This is a genomic window from Streptomyces sp. B1I3 (assembly GCF_030816615.1).
Classification (GTDB): Bacteria; Actinomycetota; Actinomycetes; order Streptomycetales; family Streptomycetaceae; genus Streptomyces.
Genome location: NZ_JAUSYD010000001.1, coordinates 3,105,958 through 3,124,155, shown reverse-complemented (window position 1 = coordinate 3,124,155; position 18,198 = coordinate 3,105,958). Strand labels below are relative to the sequence as shown.

Genomic DNA, 18,198 nt, shown 5'->3' with positions numbered 1-18,198 from the left:
CAGAATGCCACCGAGGGCCCGGACGGTGCCCGGGCCCTCGGTGAACGGAAGAGACGGGTCAGTCCTTGATCTCGCAGATCGCCGCGCCGGACGAGACCGAGGTGCCGACCTCCGCGGACAGGCCCTTCACGATGCCGGAGCGGTGCGCGTTGAGGGGCTGTTCCATCTTCATGGCCTCCAGGACGACCACGAGGTCGCCCTCCTTGACCTCCTGGCCCTCCTCGACGGCGACCTTGACGATCGTGCCCTGCATCGGGGAGGCGAGGGTGTCGCCCGAAGCGGCGGAACCCGCCTTCTTCGCCGCGCGGCGCTTGGGCTTGGCACCGGCCGCCAGGCCCGTACGTGCCAGGCTCATGCCCAGCGAGGAGGGCAGGGAGACCTCCAGGCGCTTGCCGCCGACCTCGACGACGACGGTCTCGCGGCCGGACTCCTCGTCCGCCTCCGCGTCCGCCGGGGCCGCGAACGGCTTGATGTCGTTGACGAACTCCGTCTCGATCCAGCGGGTGTGCACCCGGAACGGGTCGGAGGTGAACGCCGGGTCGACGACGACCGCGCGGTGGAACGGGATGGCCGTGGCCATGCCCTCCACCTCGAACTCCGCCAGCGCACGCGCCGCGCGCTGCAGTGCCTGCTCGCGGGTGGCGCCGGTCACGACCAGCTTGGCCAGCAGCGAGTCCCAGGCGGGGCCGATGACCGAACCCGTCTCGACGCCCGCGTCCAGCCGGACACCCGGACCGGCCGGCGGGGCGAACAGGGTGACGGTGCCGGGAGCGGGCAGGAAGCCGCGGCCCGGGTCCTCGCCGTTGATCCGGAACTCGAAGGAGTGGCCGCGCACGGCCGGGTCGCCGTAGCCGAGCTCCTCGCCGTCGGCGATGCGGAACATCTCGCGTACGAGGTCGAGGCCGGTGACCTCCTCGGTGACCGGGTGCTCCACCTGAAGGCGGGTGTTGACCTCCAGGAAGGAGATCGTGCCGTCCACGCCGACCAGGAACTCGACCGTCCCGGCGCCGACGTAGCCGGCTTCCTTGAGGATCGCCTTGGAGGCGGCGTACAGCTCCGCGTTCTGCTCCTGCGTCAGGAACGGGGCGGGCGCCTCCTCGACCAGCTTCTGGTGGCGGCGCTGCAGCGAGCAGTCACGGGTGGAGACGACGACCACGTTGCCGTGGGTGTCGGCCAGGCACTGGGTCTCCACGTGCCGCGGCTTGTCCAGGTAGCGCTCCACGAAGCACTCGCCGCGCCCGAAGGCCGCGACGGCCTCACGGACCGCGGAGTCGTACAGCTCCGGGATCTCCTCCAGCGTGCGAGCCACCTTCAGACCGCGACCGCCACCGCCGAAGGCCGCCTTGATGGCGATCGGCAGGCCGTTCTCCTCGGCGAACGCCACGACCTCGGCCGAGCCGCTCACCGGGTCCGGCGTGCCGGCCACCAGGGGGGCGCCGGCGCGCTGCGCGATGTGACGGGCGGCCACCTTGTCGCCGAGATCCCGGATCGCCTGCGGGGGCGGGCCGATCCAGGTCAGACCGGCGTCGAGGACGGCCTGGGCGAACTCGGCGTTCTCCGAGAGGAAGCCGTAGCCGGGGTGGATCGCGTCCGCCCCCGAGTCCTTGGCAGCCTGGAGCACCTTGGCCATGTCCAGGTAACTGGCGGCCGGGGTGTCACCGCCCAGAGCGAACGCCTCGTCGGCCGCGCGGACATGCAGAGCATCCCGGTCCGGATCGGCGTAGACGGCTACGCTCGCGATTCCGGCATCCCGGCAAGCCCGAGCAACGCGGACAGCGATTTCGCCACGGTTGGCGATGAGCACCTTGCGCACGATGACTCCCTCCTTGAGAACAAGCTGAGTTTAGGGACTACCGACACGGCCGTACGACCCGTCCCCAATGGTGAACTTGCCCACACGGAGTGTGATTCGAGGCTTGCTCGAGTCGCGAAATCCCTTGTCGCACCACGGTACGCCGGGTTCCTCAACCGCACAGTAGCCACGAAGTGTGGTGCAAGTCTCTGTCTGTAGGTGCAACGCCACTCGGCGTTTCTTTGTGGAGTCCCTACGAACGGCCGACGCAATCTTTGCCGCCGCCACGAGGACGGGCCGAGGTCGGGACGAGAAGGGGCGCGGTGGTGGGGTGCGCGGTGCGCGAACCCTTGTCCGGAGCATTACTGATTAGTAGGGTCCGCGCTGTACCGACGTACTGCAGGTAACAGGGGGTGGGCGCCGTGGTGCGCAGATCACTGGCCGTCGTGACCGCGATCGTTCTGTTCGGGGAAGCCGCGGGCATCGTCGTCGTCAACCTTGTCCTGGCGACCGTCGTCGACAACCAGAGCATGTCCCTGGCCGGTACGGACCCGGGCGTCATGTCCACCGGCACCCTGGTGATGGGCGGCGTCGCCGGCCTCCTGCTCGTCCTGTGCGGCCTGATACCGCTCCTGGCCGCCATACGCGACCGGGCGCCGGGCCGGGTGGCCAGGATCACCCTCATCGGTTGCGCGGTCGTCCACGGAGTCCTGGGCGCCCTGGCGGTGGGACTGGTCGGCTGGGCGGCGTTCGCGTTCATGATGGCCGTACTGGCCCTGCTGGTGCTGACCCTGCTGGCGTACGAGCGGCGCGGACCGGTGACGGGCGCGGCGGGCGCCGAGGCCGGAGCTCCGGCGCCCGTGTGAGGCGTGCTGCCGATCAGACCCACAAGTCCGTGACGGAAAGACCCAGTTCGCCGAGCAGCCGGCGCAGCAGCGGCAGCGAGAGCCCGATGACGTTGCCGTGGTCACCCTCGATCGACTCGACGAACGGCGCCGAGCGGCCGTCCAGGGTGAAGGCTCCCGCGACGTGCAGCGGTTCACCCGAAGAGACGTACGCCGCCACCTCCGCGTCGGTCGGCTCACCGAAGCGGACGACGGTGGACGCGGTCGCCGACGCCGTACGGCCGGTCGCCGTGTCGATGAGGCTGTGACCCGTCCGCAGCACACCCGAGCGGCCGCGCATGGACTTCCAGCGCGCGGTGGCCTCCTCGCTGTCGGCCGGCTTGCCGAGCGCCTCGCCGTCCAGTTCCAGTACCGAGTCGCAGCCGATGACCAGCGCGCCGGCGCTCTCGGGACGGCCCGCCACGGCGGCGGCCTTGGCCTCGGCGAGCACGAGTGCCAGCTCACCGGGCGTCGGAGCGGTGAGCGCGTCCTCGTCCACGCCGCTGACGATCACCTCGGGGGCGAAACCGGCCTGACGGAGGAGGCCGAGGCGGGCGGGGGAGGCGGAGGCGAGCACGAGACGGCGCTGATCAGTCATACCGGTCATCGTAGAAGGCCGCGAGGGCTCCAGGTGACCCGTTCAGCGGGTCCCCAGGACGAACATCGCCACCACCATGGCCAGCGCGAGCAGCAGGCCCGCGCGCCGCATCATGTCCTGGGCGTCGCGCAGTTCCTTCGGGGGCTTGTTCTCGGGGTCGGACCACAACATGCAACCGATGGTGCTCCGGACGCGGCTGCGGCGCCTGAGTACGAGTACTCAGGCGCCGCAGCCGCGTCACCCGGGCGCCGTCACGCGGGCCAGTACGTCCGGGCCCAGGAGCGCGGGCCGGGCCGCAACGACCCCTGGCGGGCTATGCGGCCCGGGTCCGACCACTGCTCGGGGGGCAGCGGGGCACCGGACGGCGGGGTGGCGGCTGCCGCCGCCGCACGCGCCCGGACCACCGCGAGGGCGGCGGCGAGCTCTTCCGGGGTGGGGTTGCCCCGTACGACCTTGATCATGGTGGCTCCCGGTGGGTCGGTCAGAGGGGGATGTTGCCGTGCTTCTTGGGCGGCAGCGACTCGCGCTTCGTGCGGAGCTGGCGCAGGCCCTTCACGAGGTGGGCCCGGGTGTCGGACGGCATGATCACCGCGTCGACGTACCCGCGCTCGGCCGCGACGTACGGGTTGAGGAGGGTGTCCTCGTAATCCGTCATCAGCTCGGCGCGGGCGGCCTCCGGGTCGTCCGCGGCGGCGATCGTGCGGCGGTGCAGGATGTTCACCGCCCCCTGGGCGCCCATCACGGCGATCTGCGCCGTCGGCCAGGCCAGGTTCAGGTCGGCGCCCAGGTGCTTGGAGCCCATGACGTCGTACGCGCCGCCGAAGGCCTTGCGGGTGATCACGGTGATCAGCGGAACGGTGGCCTCGGCGTACGCGTAGATCAGCTTGGCGCCCCGGCGGATGATGCCGCCGTACTCCTGGTCGACGCCCGGGAGGAAGCCGGGCACGTCCACGAAGGTCAGGACCGGCACGTTGAACGCGTCGCACGTGCGCACGAAGCGTGCGGCCTTCTCGCTCGCGTCGATGTCCAGGCAGCCGGCGAACTGCATCGGCTGGTTGGCGACGACGCCGACCGGGTACCCCTCGACGCGGCCGAAGCCGGTGATGATGTTCGGCGCGAACAGGGCCTGGGTCTCCAGGAACTCGCCGTCGTCGAGCACGTGCTCGATGGCGGTGTGCATGTCGTACGGCTGGTTCGCCGAGTCCGGGATGAGGGTGTCGAGCTCGCGGTCCTCGTCCGTGGTCTCCAGATCGGCCTCCTCGGGGAAGGCCGGGGCCTCCGAGAGGTTGTTCGACGGGAGGTAGGACAACAGGGACTTGACGTACTCGATGGCGTCCTTCTCGTCACCCGCCATGTGGTGCGCCACACCTGACGTGGTGTTGTGCGTGCGGGCGCCGCCGAGCTCCTCGAAGCCGACGTCCTCCCCGGTGACCGTCTTGATGACGTCGGGTCCGGTGATGAACATGTGCGAGGTCTGGTCGACCATGACCGTGAAGTCGGTGATCGCGGGGGAGTAGACCGCGCCACCGGCGCACGGGCCGACGATCAGGGAGATCTGCGGGACGACGCCCGAGGCGTGCACGTTGCGGCGGAAGATCTCGGCGAACAGGCCGAGGGCGACCACACCCTCCTGGATGCGGGCGCCGCCGCCGTCGTTGATGCCGATGACCGGGCATCCGGTCTTCATCGCGAAGTCCATGACCTTCACGATCTTCTCCCCGTACACCTCGCCGAGCGAGCCACCGAAGATGGTGAAGTCCTGCGAGTACACGCAGACGGGACGCCCGTCGACGGTGCCGTAGCCGGTGACGACACCGTCCCCGTACGGCCGGTTCTTCTCGATGCCGAAATTGGTGGACCGGTGCCGCGCGAACTCGTCGAGCTCCACGAAGGAACCCTCGTCGAGCAGGAGTTCTACTCGCTCGCGGGCGGTCAGCTTGCCCTTGGCGTGCTGCTTTTCGACGGCGCGGGCGGAACCTGCGTGCGTGGCCTCGTCAATACGGCGCTGCAGGTCCGCGATCTTTCCCGCGGTCGTGTGGATGTCGCTCTGCGGCTCGGACATCGGGTGGCGGCTCCCTGCCTGGTCACGGGGACGGCTGGTACGTCTGGAACATCCGGTGTGTCCGGTGCGGTGCCGGACACGTACGGCTCGACGGCTACCTGCTCGCCGGCCGGTGTTGCTACTGACCCGTAGCGTATCGGCGCGGATACGGTTCGGCAGTGCGTCGTTGGCCACACCTAATGTGGGGCGTATGACACCTCCGGACGCTGCCCACAACCGCTGGTCGGACCTCGACAGGCCACCCCTGAACGTCGCCGCGCTGCGGCGCGCCCTGGTGCGGCCGGACGGACTGTGGAGCTCGCTCGACGTCGTCGAGAGGACCGGCTCCACCAACTCCGACCTCGCGGCACGGGCCGCCGGCGCCGGACTGGCCGAGGGTGCGGTGCTGGTCGCGGAGGAGCAGACCGCGGGCCGCGGGCGACTGGACCGGAGCTGGTCGGCACCGCCCCGCTCCGGCCTGTTCCTCTCGGTCTACCTGGAGCCCTCCGGCGTACCCGTCGAGCGCTGGGGGTGGCTGCCCCTGCTGGCCGGTGTGAGCGCGGCCACGGGGCTCGCGCAGTCCGCGGGCGTCGACATGGCACTGAAATGGCCCAACGACCTCCTGGTGACCATCGGTGACACGGAACGCAAGACCGGCGGCATCCTCGCCGAGCGGGCCGGGGACGGCGTCGTCATCGGCCTCGGCGTCAACGTCTCGCTGCGCGCGGCCGAGCTGCCCACCCCGCACGCCGGGTCGCTGGCGCTCGCCGGCGCTGTCTCGACCGACCGGGAGACGCTGCTGCGGGCCGTCCTGCGCTCGCTGGAGCAGTGGTACGGGCGGTGGCGCGACGCGGAGGGCGACGCCGCCGAAAGCGGGCTGCAGGCCGCGTACGCGGCGGGCTGCGCCACGCTGGACAGGACGGTGCGGGCCGAGCTCCCCGGTGACCGGACGCTCGTCGGCGAGGCCGTCGCCATCGACGGCGACGGACGGCTGGTGCTGGCCACCGACGACGGGCTGCAGGAGCCCGTGTCGGCGGGCGACATCGTCCACCTGCGCGGCGCGGAGGGCGGGCTGACCTGACACGGCGGACGCCCCGGACGGCCCGCCACCACGGCTGATGTCGTCCATGAGGCGCCCGGACCGGGCAACCGGGGACGTGAGCCACGGCACACCTGCCGTATCGTTGAGGCGATCCAGCGACAGATCGGCAGGGCAGTGCGTACGGAACGGGCAGGAGGCGGCCGGTGACCGTCGACGACACGGGTTCCGGCGAGGGCACGGACCCTCCGGCGGAGGCCTCGGTCCACCCCACACCGCACCATGAGGTCGACCACACGGCCGAACCGACCGACGATCCTCTCGCGATCCGGCTGGAACAGCTGATCCTGGGAGCCGACCGCCGGTACACGCCGTTCCAGGCGGCCAGGACCGCCGGGGTCTCCATGGACCTGGCGTCCCGGTTCTGGCGTGCCATGGGCTTCGCCGACATCGGGCAGGCAAAGGCCCTCACCGAGGCCGACGTACTGGCGCTGCGCCGGCTGGCGGGTCTGGTGGAGGCCGGGCTGCTCAGCGAGCCGATGGCGATCCAGGTGGCCCGGTCGACCGGACAGACCACCGCCCGGCTCGCCGAGTGGCAGATCGACTCCTTCCTGGAGGGGCTGACCGAGCCCCCCGAGCCCGGCATGACCCGCACGGAGGTCACCTATCCGCTGGTCGAGCTCCTCCTGCCCGAGCTGCAGGAGTTCCTGGTGTACGTCTGGCGGCGCCAGCTCGCCGCTGCGACGGGCCGGGTCGTGCAGGCCGCGGACGACGAGGAGATGGTCGACCGGCGGCTCGCGGTGGGCTTCGCGGACCTGGTCGGCTTCACCCGGCTGACCCGGAGGCTGGAGGAGGAGGAGCTCGGAGAGCTCGTCGAGGCCTTCGAGACGACCGCCGCCGACCTGGTCGCCGCCCACGGCGGGCGGCTCATCAAGACGCTGGGCGACGAGGTCCTCTTCGCCGCGGACGACGCGGGCACGGCGGGCGAGATAGCGCTCCGGCTGGTCGAGGTGATGGCCCAGGACACCACGATGCCCGCGCTGCGGGTCGGCATGGCGTTCGGCACGGTGACCACGCGCATGGGCGACGTGTTCGGTACGACGGTGAACCTGGCGAGCAGGCTCACGTCGATAGCTCCGAAGGACGCCGTGCTGGTCGACGGGGCGTTCGCCCAGGAACTGACGCGGACGGGGGACGCCCCCGTCTCCGAGGCGCAGGCGGCCGAGGAGGCCGCGGCGGCGGCCGAGCGCGCCCGGCTGGCCGAGAAGGAGGGCCGGCAGGACGAGGAGCCGCCCCTGCCGACGTACCGCTTCGGACTGCAGCCGATGTGGCAGCGGCCGGTGCGAGGCCTCGGCGTGGTCGAGCCGTGGCTGCTGGCGCGGCGCGGCAAGCCGTCGTCCTGACCGCGTGGTGTGCGGGGCGCGCGCCTGCGCCCGGCCTGTTTCCCTGACCGCACCTTCGCGCAACCGTGGGCTCCGCCCCCGGGCCCTGGTCATCAGGGGAGGGGGGCGTCCTAGGATCCCGGTAACGCTCGTTAACCGGAGGGGTGCGCCATGACCGTCACGTCCGAGCAGAGGTTCGGGGAATTCGTCGTCGTACGGCGGCACGAGGGCCAGGATCACGTTGCCGAGCTGGTCCTCGACCGGCCCAAGGCCATGAACGCCGTGTCCACGGCCATGGCCCGGGCGATCGGCGAGGCCTGCGCCGCGCTCGGCGCCGACCAGGGGGTGCGGGCCACCGTCCTCACCTCCAGCCATGACCGGGCCTTCTGCGTGGGCGCGGATCTCAAGGAGCGGAACTCCTTCACGGACGCCGAGCTGGTGCGGCAGCGGCCCACCGCCCGGGCCGCGTACACCGGTGTGCTCGAACTGCCGATGCCGGTCGTCGCCGCCGTGCACGGCTTCGCCCTCGGCGGCGGCTTCGAGCTGGCGCTGGCCTGCGACGTGATCGTGGCCGACCGCACGGCCGTGGTCGGGCTGCCCGAGGTGTCCGTCGGAGTCATCCCGGGCGGAGGGGGCACGCAGTTGCTGCCCCGGAGGGTGGGCGCGGCGCGCGCCGCCGAGCTGGTGTTCACCGCGCGGCGCGTGGAGGCGGCCGAGGCGCGCGAGCTGGGGCTGGTGGACGAGCTGGTCGACGCGGGCCGGGACCGGGAGGCGGCGCTGGCGCTGGGCGGCCGCATCGCCGCCAACTCCCCGGTGGGGCTGCGCGCCGCCAAGCGGGCGCTGCGGCTCGGGCAGGGACTCGACCTGCGGGCGGGCCTGGAGGTGGAGGACGCGGCCTGGCGGTCGGTGGCCTTTCTCCGGCGACCGGGCCGAGGGCGTGGCCGCGTTCAACGAGAAGCGGAAGCCCGCCTGGCCCGGGGAGTGAGCGCGCCGTCCGCTCCGAAGATCATCAGCGCTGCGAACGGATCAAATCATCGCAAACCTACCTAAGCTGTAGCGATGGGCGGTGATGAGGTGCGGCTGCGTGCCGTTGTTGCGCTGGCGCAGACGATGGCGGCGGCCTGCACCCCGCAGGATTCCTGGCGGGCGGCGGCGCTCGGCGCGTGCGAGGCGCTGGGCGGCAGCTTCGCCGCGCTCTCCTTCTGGGAACGCGACCGGGGCAGGCTCAGGGTGCTGGTGAACGTGGGGGAGCGGGCGCGGGGGGAGGAGGAGTTCCCCGACGAGGAGACCTACCCCGTGCACCAGTTCCCGGAGATCACCGAGTTCCTGCACGAGCGGTGGGCCGGTGGCGGTGAGCCGGACGCCTGGGTGGAGACCGCAGACGGCCGCCGAGCCGCCGGCGCCCCCACCCGGGGGGCCCGCCCGTACTGCCACCAGAGGGTGGCGGCCCTGCGGCGGCGCGGGCGGGGCTGCTGCGTCGTGGCGCCGATCGTGCTGCGCGGCCGGGCCTGGGGTGAGCTCTATGTGGCGCGTCCGGCGGGGGTGCCCGTGTTCGACCGGGAGGACGCGGACTTCGCGACCGTGCTGGCGGCCGTCGCCGCGGCGGGCATCGCCCAGACCGAGCGCCTGGAGGAGGTCCGCAAGCTGGCCTTCACCGACCCCCTGACCGGGCTGGCCAACCGCCGCGCGGTCGACATCCGGCTCGACGAGGCGGTGGAGCGGCACCGCCTCGAGGGCGCGGTGGTCAGCCTGGTCGTCTGCGACCTGAACGGCCTCAAGTCGGTCAACGACACACACGGCCACGCCGTCGGCGACCGTCTGCTGGAACGATTCGGCTCCGTGCTCTCCCTCTGCGGGGCGATGCTCCCCGGGGCGCTGGCGGCCCGGCTGGGCGGGGACGAGTTCTGTCTGCTGACGGTGGGGCCCGCCGCGGACGAGGTGGTCCGGGTGTCCGAGGAGCTCTGCGCGCGGGCCGTCGGCCTGGAGCTCGGCGACGGGGTCGCCTGCGGCGTCGCGTCGACCGGAGACGACATCGGTCCCGTCCGCTCCGCGCGGCGGCTCTTCCGGCTGGCCGACGCGGCCCAGTACCAGGCGAAGGCGGCGCACTCCCGCAAGCCCGTCGTGGCGGGGCGGGACGGCGAGGTCATCCGGCTCGCCGATTCCCCGCCCAGATCCCCGCACGACCGCCGCAGGCTGCGGGGGAGCCCGCCCGGGGGTGAGCGGTAGGGCGGGGCGGTGACGACCTGGTCCGTTCTCCGCCGTGCACCTGTCGTAAGGGGTCAACCGCACGACCACTGGTGACATGTGGCGATTCAGTCCGTACGCTTCTGAATATGGATATGCATACAGTCGTGGTGGGGACGTCCGGCACCACCGCCCAGGACGTCATCGCCGTGGCCCGCCAGGGCGCCCGGGTCGAACTCTCCGCAGCCGCCGTCGAGGCCCTGGCCGCCGCCCGCGAGATCGTCGACGCGCTCGCCGCCAAGCCCGAGCCGGTCTACGGCGTCTCCACCGGCTTCGGCGCCCTCGCCAGCCGGCACATCGGCCCGGAGCTGCGCGCGCAGCTGCAGCGCAACATCGTCCGCTCGCACGCGGCGGGCATGGGCCCCCACGTCGAGCGCGAGGTCGTCAGGGCGCTGATGTTCCTGCGGCTGAAGACCCTGGCCTCCGGCCACACCGGCGTACGCCCCGAGGTCGCGCAGACCATGGCCGACGTGCTCAACGCGGGCATCACCCCCGTCGTGCACGAATACGGCTCGCTCGGCTGCTCCGGCGACCTGGCCCCGCTCTCGCACTGCGCCCTGACCCTGATGGGCGAGGGCGACGCGGAGGGCCCCGACGGCACCGTACGCCCCGCCGGTGAGCTCCTCGCCGCCCACGGCATCACGCCCGTCGAGTTGCGCGAGAAGGAGGGGCTCGCCCTCCTCAACGGCACCGACGGCATGCTCGGCATGCTGGTGATGGCCCTGGCCGACCTCGAGAACCTGTACACCTCGGCCGACATCACCGCCGCCCTCTCCCTCGAAGCCCTCCTCGGCACGGACAAGGTCCTCGCCCCGGAGCTCCACGCCATCCGCCCGCACCCGGGCCAGGGAATCTCCGCCGACAACATGCTGCGGGTGCTCGCCGGCTCCGGCCTCACCGGACGCCACTCCGAGGTCACGGGCGACGCCCCCCGGGTCCAGGACGCCTACTCCGTACGCTGCGCCCCCCAGGTCAACGGGGCCGGGCGTGACACCCTCGCGCACGGCCGGCTCGTCGCGGACCGCGAACTGGCCTCCGCCGTCGACAACCCCGTCGTGCTGCCGGACGGCCGCGTGGAGTCCAACGGCAACTTCCACGGCGCTCCCGTCGCGTACGTCCTCGACTTCCTGGCGATCGTCGCCGCCGACCTCGGGTCGATCACCGAGCGGCGCACGGACCGGCTGCTGGACAAGAACCGTTCGCACGGGCTGCCGCCGTTCCTCGCCGGTGACGCCGGGGTCGACTCGGGGCTGATGATCGCCCAGTACACGCAGGCGGCACTGGTCAGCGAGCTGAAGCGGCTCGCCGTCCCCGCGTCCGTGGACTCGATCCCGTCCTCCGCGATGCAGGAGGACCACGTCTCCATGGGCTGGTCGGCCGCGCGCAAGCTCCGTACGGCTGTCACCGGCCTCGCACGCATCGTGGCCGTCGAGCTGTACGCGGCCACGCGCGCCGTCGAACTGCGCGCCGACCGGGGCCTCGCTCCGGCCCCCGCGTCGCGGGCCGCCATCGACGCGCTGCGGGCCGCCGGTGTCCAGGGCCCGGGCCCCGACCGCTTCCTCGCCCCCGACCTGGCCGCCGCCGACGCCTTCGTGCGTGAGGGGAAGCTGGTCGCGGCCGTGGAGGCGGTGACCGGGCCCCTGGCCTGACCGTACGGGCCGCGGGGGGCCGCCAGCCCCTCGCGGCCGGGCCGGGAAGAGGCTCAGAAACCGGTGCGCACCGTGCCGGCCCGGCGTGCGGAGTAGGCGACGAAGCCCGCGCCGACGGCCAGGGAGACGGTGCCGCCGATGACGTACGGGGTGGTGTCGATCCCGGCCCCGGTGTCGGCGAGCCTGTCCTGCGGGAGGGGCTCCGCCGTGACGGAGCCCGGCGCCTCCTGGGACCCGGGGTCCGAGGCGGTGGAAGCGTTGTGCGGTGCCGTCCCGCCGGTGGCGTTGGCGGAGGGGACGAACCAGAGGGCACAGAGCAGGGTGCCTGCCGCCGTGGTGGTCAGCAGCGTGCGACGAGCGACGGACACAGAATCGATCCCCTTGCGACAACCATCAGTTAGCCCCGTGGGCCGATGCTAAGCAAACCAGCGGGTCGGTGGAAAGTCGCAGGTCCCACGAGCCTTACGCTCCGGCATATGACCACTGCAGAGACACCCGCATTTGTTCGGCTTCGCGTGGAGATGGTGCTGGAGATCACCGACCCCGCCGCCCTGACCGGCACCGCGCTGGAAAGCATCGCCGCCGACTTCACCGCCTCGGGAGCGTCCGCCGACGAGTCCGCCGAGGAACGCACGCATGCCGAGGAGACGGTCAGGGAAGACGGAGCGGAGGCCCTCGCCTCGCTCATCGACCCGTTCGACCTGATCGGCCAGGTGCCCGGGGTGCAGCTCGCCCAGGCGTCGTGGAGCAGCGAGACGATCGACTACGACCCCGACTCCGAGGACTGGGCGGCGGGCGAGGACGAGGACGAGGACGGGATCTACTACGAAGTCGAGGAGAATGCGACGGACGGCGAAGAAGACGGCGGGAATGCGGAACGCTGACGTCCCCGGGTACGTCTCCGGGGGTGCGGGAACCACCGACGTCACGGGCGCGTCGATGAGTGGTGTTCCCCACATCTGCGGCAGATGTGGAACGGAAGACCAGTTCCGGGTGTTCTTGGAACATTGACGGGAGCGCCGTCAGGCGTCTCGTCCGGGGATTTTTTGGGGATCGGCAACGATGGAGAAGCGTGTGATGACGGTCAGCAAGCGGCGCAGGGGCCTGATGGCCGCGTCCGCACTGCTCGGCGGCGTGCTGGTGCTTTCGGCCTGCAGCGACGACGGCGGTGGCACGGGCGCGAGCGCCGACAGCTCCAAGACGTCGCAGGCGCAGGTGGACGAGGCGGCGGCAAAGGACGCCTCCGAGGCGCAGATAACGATCGCGCCGAAGAACGGTGCCACCAACGCGAGCATCAACAACGCGGCCGTGGTGACCGTCGCCAAGGGCAAGCTGACCGAGGTCACGATGACCACGGCGTCCGGCGACGCCGTGGAGGGCACCCTCGCGGCCGACGGCTCCAGCTGGAAGCCGAAGGGCCAGCTCGAGCGCTCGACCACGTACAAGATCAGCGCGACGGCGGCCGACTCCAAGGGCCGCGAGGCACACGGCAACAGCTCCTTCACCACCGTCTCCCCGGAGAACAGCTTCATCGGGAACTTCACCCCCGAGGACGGCTCCACGGTCGGTGTGGGCATGCCCGTCTCGATCAACTTCAACAAGGCGATCACCAACAAGAAGGCCGTCCAGGACGGCATCAAGGTGACGTCGAGCAGTGGCCAGGAAGTCGTCGGCCACTGGTTCAACAACCAGCGCCTGGACCTGCGCCCCGAGGACTACTGGCAGGGCGGCTCCACCGTCACGCTGAAGCTGGCGCTGGACGGCGTCGAGGGCGCCGACGGCGTCGTGGGTGTGCAGCAGAAGACGGTCACCTTCAAGGTCGGCCGAAACCAGGTCTCGACCGTCGACGCCCAGGCGCACACCATGACCGTCACCCAGGACGGCAAGACGATCAAGACGATCCCGATCTCCTCCGGTTCCTCCGACAACCCGACGTACAACGGCCAGATGGTGATCTCCGAGAAGTTCAAGGAGACCCGCATGGACGGTTCGACGGTCGGTTTCACGGACGACGACGGCAAGGGCGAGTACGACATCAAGGACGTGCCGCACGCCATGCGGCTGTCCACCTCGGGCACCTTCATCCACGGCAACTACTGGGGCGCCAAGTCCATCTTCGGCAGCGCCAACACCAGCCACGGATGCGTCGGCCTGTCCGACACCAAGGGCGCGGACGACCCCAACACGCCCGCCGCGTGGTTCTACAACAACTCCTTGGTCGGCGACGTGGTCATCGTCAAGAACTCCCCGGACAAGACCATCGCCCCCGACAACGGTCTCAACGGCTGGAACATGAGCTGGTCGGAGTGGACGGCGGGCTCCGAGGCCTGAGCGCGCGAACCCCGCACCCCATCCCCTTCCGAAGGCGGCGGCACCCGGACTCTTCCGGGGGCCGCCGCCTTCGGCGTAGGCGGGCGTCCAGGGTTCTCATCCAGCTCTCATCGCAGCCTTAACTCCTCATCACACCCGGTCCATACCTTCACGCCATGTTCTTCACCTACCTCCGGCGCGAGCTGCGCCGCCGCAGAAAGGCGGCGCTCGTCGTCGCCTCGGGGCTCGCCCTCGGCATTGCGCTGGTCATCATCGTCAGCTCGGTCTCCTCGGGCATGAGCAAGGCCCAGGACAAGGTCCTGGAATCGCTGTACGGCCTGGGTACGGACATGACGGTCACCAAGGCCGCCGCCGCCCAGGGCTCCGGCACCCAGCGGCCCCGGTTCGAGTTCGACGCCAAGGACGACGACGAGGCGGACCAGAGCACCGACCGGGTCATGGTCCAGGGCTTCCAGACCCTGGCCTCCAGCACCGTCGGGAAGGTCGGCGGCCAGGACGGTGTCGCGGACGCCGTCGGCGGCCTGAGCCTGACGGTCATGAAGGTCGACGGCCAGTTCAAGCGCGGCGAGTTCAAGCAGGACGAGAGCGCGGTGCAGGGCGGTCCCGGCGGCGAGAACGGCCAGCCGCGGGGTGAGGTGCAGGGCGGCGGAGCCTCCTTCGACGTCAATTCCTTCACCGTGTACGGCACCGACGTCACCCAGCAGGATCTCGGGCCGCTGACCTCTTCCAAGATCACCAAGGGCCGCACGTTCAAGGCCGCCGAGACCGACGCCAAGGTCGCGGTCGTCGACTCCGCCTACGCCAAGGAGAAGGAACTCGCGGTCGGCAAGACCGTCACGATCTCCGGAACCGCGTACTCCGTCATCGGCGTATCGACGGCGGACAGCGGCGACGCGGCCGCCAACGTCTACATCCCGCTGAAGCAGGCGCAGACCGTCGCCGATTCCAAGGACAAGGTCACCACGGTCTATGTGAAGGCCGCCGACTCGCAGCAGATCGACACCGTCAAGGCCGCCATCCAGAAGAACATCTCCGGCACGACGGTCACCACGTCCGCCGACCTCGCCGACACGGTGTCCGGCTCCCTCTCCACCGCCTCCGACCTGGCCTCCAGCGTGGGCAAGTGGCTCTCCGTCGCGGTCCTGGTCGCCGCGTTCCTCGTCGCCGGCCTGCTGACCTCCTCCGCGGTCAGCCGCCGCGTGCGGGAGTTCGGCACTCTCAAGGCCCTGGGCTGGAAGAGCGGACGCGTCACCCGCCAGGTCGTCGGCGAGGCACTCGTCAACGGCCTCATGGGCGGTGTCCTCGGCATAGCCGTCGGCCTCGCCGGCGCCTACGTCGTGACCGCCATCAGCCCCACCCTGACCGCCCAGCTCGGCTCCTCGGGCGGCGGAGGCGGCGGCATGGGCGGCGGCGGACCCATGGGGGGCGGTGGTCCCGGCCGTCAGACCGCGTCCAAGACGCTCGACATCGCGCTGACCGCACCGGTTTCCCTCACCACGATCCTCGTGGCCGTCGTCCTCGCGGTGGCCGGCGGACTCATCGCGGGAGCCTTCGGCGGCTGGCGGGCCTCCCGGCTGCGTCCGGCCGACGCGCTGCGCCGCGTCGCCTGACACCGCCCCGCCCGCCCCTCCCCCTTCGTACGTACAGCAGGAGTCCACACGTGTACCAGCTCAAGGGCGTCACCAAGCGCTACATGCGCGGCAAGAATCCCGTCGACGCGCTCGCCGGTGTCGATCTGACCATCGAGGACGGCGGAAGGCTCGTCATCCAGGGTCCGACCGGCGGCGGCAAGTCCACCCTCCTGCAGATGCTCGGCGGGCTCGACCGGCCCACCTCCGGCTCCATCGAGCTCGACGGTGTCGACCTGGCCAAGCTGCCCGAGTCCCGGCTCACCAAGGTCAGGGCCGAGTCCATCGGTTTCGTCTTCCAGAGCTTCAACCTGATCCCGACGCTCACCGCCCAGGAGAACGTCGAGACAGCGCTCGTCCCCCTCGGCCTGGGTGCCAAGACCCGCCGCGAACGCGCCGCGGAGGCGCTGGAGTCGGTCGGCCTCGGCGACCGGCCCACCCACCTGCCGGGCGAGATGTCCGGCGGCCAGCAGCAGCGCGTCGCCATCGCCCGGGCACTGGTGAAGCGGCCGAAGGTGCTGCTCGCCGACGAACCGACGGGCAACCTCGACGAGTCCATGCGCGACGAGATCATGGAGTTGCTCGACGGGCTGTGGAAGGAGCACGGGCTGACCTTCGTGATGGTCACGCACGACAGCTCGCTCGCCCGCAAGGCACCCCGTGTCGCGACCATCCGCAAGGGCAAGGTCACCGTGACGGAGAACGCGGCCGCGTGACGCACGTACGAGTGGGGATGTAGCGGGCTGCACCCGTACAGGGTGCGTACCGTCGGGCCCGGGGCTCCGGGCGCTGCGCGAGCCGCCGCGCGCGGCCTCGACCCGGCGCCGGCGCCCCGGACCTCACAGTCGCCCCCGCCGGACTGTGAGGTTCGCCACCCCGGTGCCGTACCGCCGGGGCACCCGGGGGCGCCACAGGCCCCGGCGGGAAGGGCCGCCGGGGCCTGTGGCGCCTCCCCCCGTAAACGGACGGGCAGGGCCACTATGTGGAACGGCTCCTGGGAACGCGATGCCCCGCTGGGACAATTGGCCGGTGCAACGGTCCTCCACGGGCCGGTGGCGCCTCCGGGGACAGGGAGCGCCGATGCGCACGAGCCCACCCACGGAAGGTCTTGATCAGATGCCGGCCAGCTCCGACCTCGTCACCCAGCACACCGTCGACAACCGTGTCATCGAGCCGCTCTACGCGGCGGTTCTGCGCCGCAACCAAGGTGAGAAGGAATTCCACCAGGCGGTGCGCGAGGTCCTGGAGACCCTCGGCCCGGTGCTGGCCCAGCGGCCGGAGTTCGTCGACGCCCGGATCATCGAGCGGATCTGCGAGCCCGAGCGCCAGCTCATCTTCCGGGTGCCGTGGGCGGACGACGCCGGCGACATCCACGTCAACCGCGGCTTCCGCGTCGAGTTCTCCAGCGCGCTCGGCCCGTACAAGGGCGGACTGCGCTTCCACCCCTCGGTCAACCTCGGCATCGTCAAGTTCCTCGGCTTCGAGCAGATCTTCAAGAACGCCCTCACCGGGATGCCGATCGGCGGCGGCAAGGGCGGGGCGGACTTCGACCCCAAGGGCCGTACGGACGCCGAGATCATGCGGTTCTGCCAGTCCTTCATGACCGAGCTCCACCGCCACCTGGGCGAGTACACCGACGTCCCCGCCGGTGACATCGGCGTCGGCGGCCGCGAGATCGGCTACCTCTTCGGCCAGTACAAGCGCATCACGAACCGCTACGAGTCCGGCGTCCTCACCGGAAAGGGCCTCGGCTGGGGCGGCGCGCTGGTGCGCACGGAGGCGACCGGGTACGGCTGCGTGCTGTTCACGGCCGAAATGCTCCGGGTGCGCGGCGAGTCCCTCGACGGTCAGCGCATCGCCGTGTCCGGCTCCGGGAACGTCGCCATCTACGCCATCGAGAAGGCCCAGCAGCTCGGCGCGACCGTCGTCACCTGCTCCGACTCGGGCGGTTACGTCGTCGACGAGAAGGGCATCGACCTGGCCCTGCTCAAGGAGGTCAAGGAGACCGGCCGGGGCCGGATCTCCGAGTACGCCGAGCGGCGCGGCCCGCACGTGCGGTACGTCGCCGGCACCGGCGTCTGGGCCGTCCCCGTGGACGTGGCGCTGCCCTGCGCCACCCAGAACGAACTGCACGAGGCCGACGCGCTCGCCCTCGTACGCAACGGTGTGAAGGCGGTCGCCGAGGGAGCCAACATGCCGACCACCCCCGAGGCCGTCCGTGTCCTCCAGGACGCGGGCGTCGCCTTCGCCCCCGGCAAGGCGGCCAACGCGGGCGGTGTGGCGACCAGCGCCCTGGAGATGCAGCAGAACGCGTCCCGTGACTCCTGGACCTTCGCCCACACGGAGGAGCGCCTCGCGGAGATCATGCGCCACATCCACGACTCCTGTTTCACCACGGCCGAGCGCTACGGCAGCCCCGGCAACTACGTGGCGGGCGCGAACATCGCGGGCTTCGAACTGGTCGCGGACGCGATGCTGGCGCAGGGCCTCATCTGACGCACTGACGCGGGGCAGGGCTGCCCGGCCGGTCCGCGACCGGGCAGCCCCACGCCACCGTCCGGGCGGGCCGGCGTAAGTGCTCCGCCGGACACGGGCCGGCGTAAGTGCTCC

The 18,198-nt window shown here is 71.4% G+C and carries 16 protein-coding genes and 1 pseudogene; 11 read left to right on the top strand and 6 right to left on the bottom strand.

Going from position 1 to position 18,198, the window contains the following annotated elements; genetic code table 11:
* Positions 1–58: 58 nt before the first annotated feature.
* The gene (locus QFZ58_RS14150) at positions 59–1,813 is read right to left on the bottom strand and encodes a biotin carboxylase N-terminal domain-containing protein (RefSeq protein ID WP_307125289.1); all 1,755 of its coding nucleotides are present in this window, start codon (positions 1,811–1,813) and stop codon (positions 59–61) included.
* A gap of 404 nt (positions 1,814–2,217) precedes the next feature.
* On the opposite strand from QFZ58_RS14150, the gene QFZ58_RS14145 reads away from it, so the two are divergent.
* Positions 2,218–2,658 (top strand): hypothetical protein, encoded by a 441-nt coding sequence (locus tag QFZ58_RS14145; RefSeq protein ID WP_307128859.1) that lies wholly within the window; start codon positions 2,218–2,220, stop codon positions 2,656–2,658.
* Positions 2,659–2,671: 13 nt separating this feature from the next.
* Here the strand turns inward: QFZ58_RS14145 and QFZ58_RS14140 are convergent, their stop codons facing one another.
* From QFZ58_RS14140 to QFZ58_RS14125, 4 genes are all read right to left on the bottom strand, one after another.
* On the bottom strand, positions 2,672–3,283 hold the full coding sequence (locus QFZ58_RS14140) for a nucleoside triphosphate pyrophosphatase (protein WP_307125288.1): 612 nt from the start codon (positions 3,281–3,283) through the stop codon (positions 2,672–2,674).
* A 33-nt stretch (positions 3,284–3,316) separates the two neighbouring features.
* Positions 3,317–3,445 (bottom strand): morphogenic membrane protein MmpB, encoded by a 129-nt coding sequence (mmpB, locus tag QFZ58_RS14135; protein ID WP_099174806.1) that lies wholly within the window; start codon positions 3,443–3,445, stop codon positions 3,317–3,319.
* 80 nt (positions 3,446–3,525) lie between these two features.
* Positions 3,526–3,735, bottom strand: coding sequence for an acyl-CoA carboxylase epsilon subunit (locus QFZ58_RS14130; RefSeq protein WP_307125287.1), 210 nt, complete (start codon positions 3,733–3,735; stop codon positions 3,526–3,528).
* Between the two features lie 20 nt (positions 3,736–3,755).
* Positions 3,756–5,336: an acyl-CoA carboxylase subunit beta gene (locus QFZ58_RS14125; RefSeq protein ID WP_307125286.1), complete on the bottom strand. Its 1,581-nt coding sequence runs from the start codon at positions 5,334–5,336 to the stop codon at positions 3,756–3,758.
* Between the two features lie 190 nt (positions 5,337–5,526).
* Here QFZ58_RS14125 and QFZ58_RS14120 point away from each other — a divergent pair, with 190 nt between their 5' ends.
* The 5 genes and pseudogenes from QFZ58_RS14120 to hutH all read left to right on the top strand — a co-directional run bounded on the left by QFZ58_RS14120 (position 5,527) and on the right by hutH (position 11,629).
* Positions 5,527–6,396 (top strand): biotin--[acetyl-CoA-carboxylase] ligase, encoded by an 870-nt coding sequence (locus QFZ58_RS14120; protein WP_307125285.1) that lies wholly within the window; start codon positions 5,527–5,529, stop codon positions 6,394–6,396.
* A 164-nt stretch (positions 6,397–6,560) separates the two neighbouring features.
* The gene (locus tag QFZ58_RS14115) at positions 6,561–7,757 is read left to right on the top strand and encodes an adenylate/guanylate cyclase domain-containing protein (RefSeq protein WP_307125284.1); all 1,197 of its coding nucleotides are present in this window, start codon (positions 6,561–6,563) and stop codon (positions 7,755–7,757) included.
* A 150-nt stretch (positions 7,758–7,907) separates the two neighbouring features.
* Positions 7,908–8,721: pseudogene (locus tag QFZ58_RS14110) on the top strand (enoyl-CoA hydratase/isomerase family protein).
* A gap of 74 nt (positions 8,722–8,795) precedes the next feature.
* A complete protein-coding gene (locus tag QFZ58_RS14105) occupies positions 8,796–9,962 on the top strand; it encodes a GGDEF domain-containing protein (protein WP_307125283.1) in 1,167 nt (388 codons plus the stop codon).
* Between the two features lie 107 nt (positions 9,963–10,069).
* Complete coding sequence (gene hutH / locus QFZ58_RS14100) at positions 10,070–11,629, top strand: histidine ammonia-lyase (protein WP_307125282.1); 1,560 nt, start codon at positions 10,070–10,072, stop codon at positions 11,627–11,629.
* A 53-nt stretch (positions 11,630–11,682) separates the two neighbouring features.
* Here hutH and QFZ58_RS14095 read toward each other — a convergent pair whose 3' ends face one another.
* Positions 11,683–11,997 carry a hypothetical protein gene (locus tag QFZ58_RS14095; protein ID WP_307125281.1) on the bottom strand — a complete coding sequence of 105 codons (315 nt, stop codon included), beginning with the start codon at positions 11,995–11,997 and terminating at the stop codon, positions 11,683–11,685.
* 108 nt (positions 11,998–12,105) lie between these two features.
* On the opposite strand from QFZ58_RS14095, the gene QFZ58_RS14090 reads away from it, so the two are divergent.
* From QFZ58_RS14090 to gdhA, 5 genes are all read left to right on the top strand, one after another.
* Positions 12,106–12,513 (top strand): hypothetical protein, encoded by a 408-nt coding sequence (locus QFZ58_RS14090; RefSeq protein WP_307125280.1) that lies wholly within the window; start codon positions 12,106–12,108, stop codon positions 12,511–12,513.
* A gap of 178 nt (positions 12,514–12,691) precedes the next feature.
* Positions 12,692–13,960: an Ig-like domain-containing protein gene (locus QFZ58_RS14085; RefSeq protein WP_307125279.1), complete on the top strand. Its 1,269-nt coding sequence runs from the start codon at positions 12,692–12,694 to the stop codon at positions 13,958–13,960.
* A gap of 155 nt (positions 13,961–14,115) precedes the next feature.
* On the top strand, positions 14,116–15,570 hold the full coding sequence (locus QFZ58_RS14080) for an ABC transporter permease (RefSeq protein ID WP_307125278.1): 1,455 nt from the start codon (positions 14,116–14,118) through the stop codon (positions 15,568–15,570).
* Between the two features lie 50 nt (positions 15,571–15,620).
* Positions 15,621–16,304 carry an ABC transporter ATP-binding protein gene (locus QFZ58_RS14075; RefSeq protein WP_307125277.1) on the top strand — a complete coding sequence of 228 codons (684 nt, stop codon included), beginning with the start codon at positions 15,621–15,623 and terminating at the stop codon, positions 16,302–16,304.
* Between the two features lie 400 nt (positions 16,305–16,704).
* Positions 16,705–18,084: an NADP-specific glutamate dehydrogenase gene (gene gdhA / locus QFZ58_RS14070; protein WP_307125276.1), complete on the top strand. Its 1,380-nt coding sequence runs from the start codon at positions 16,705–16,707 to the stop codon at positions 18,082–18,084.
* Positions 18,085–18,198 lie beyond the last annotated feature (114 nt).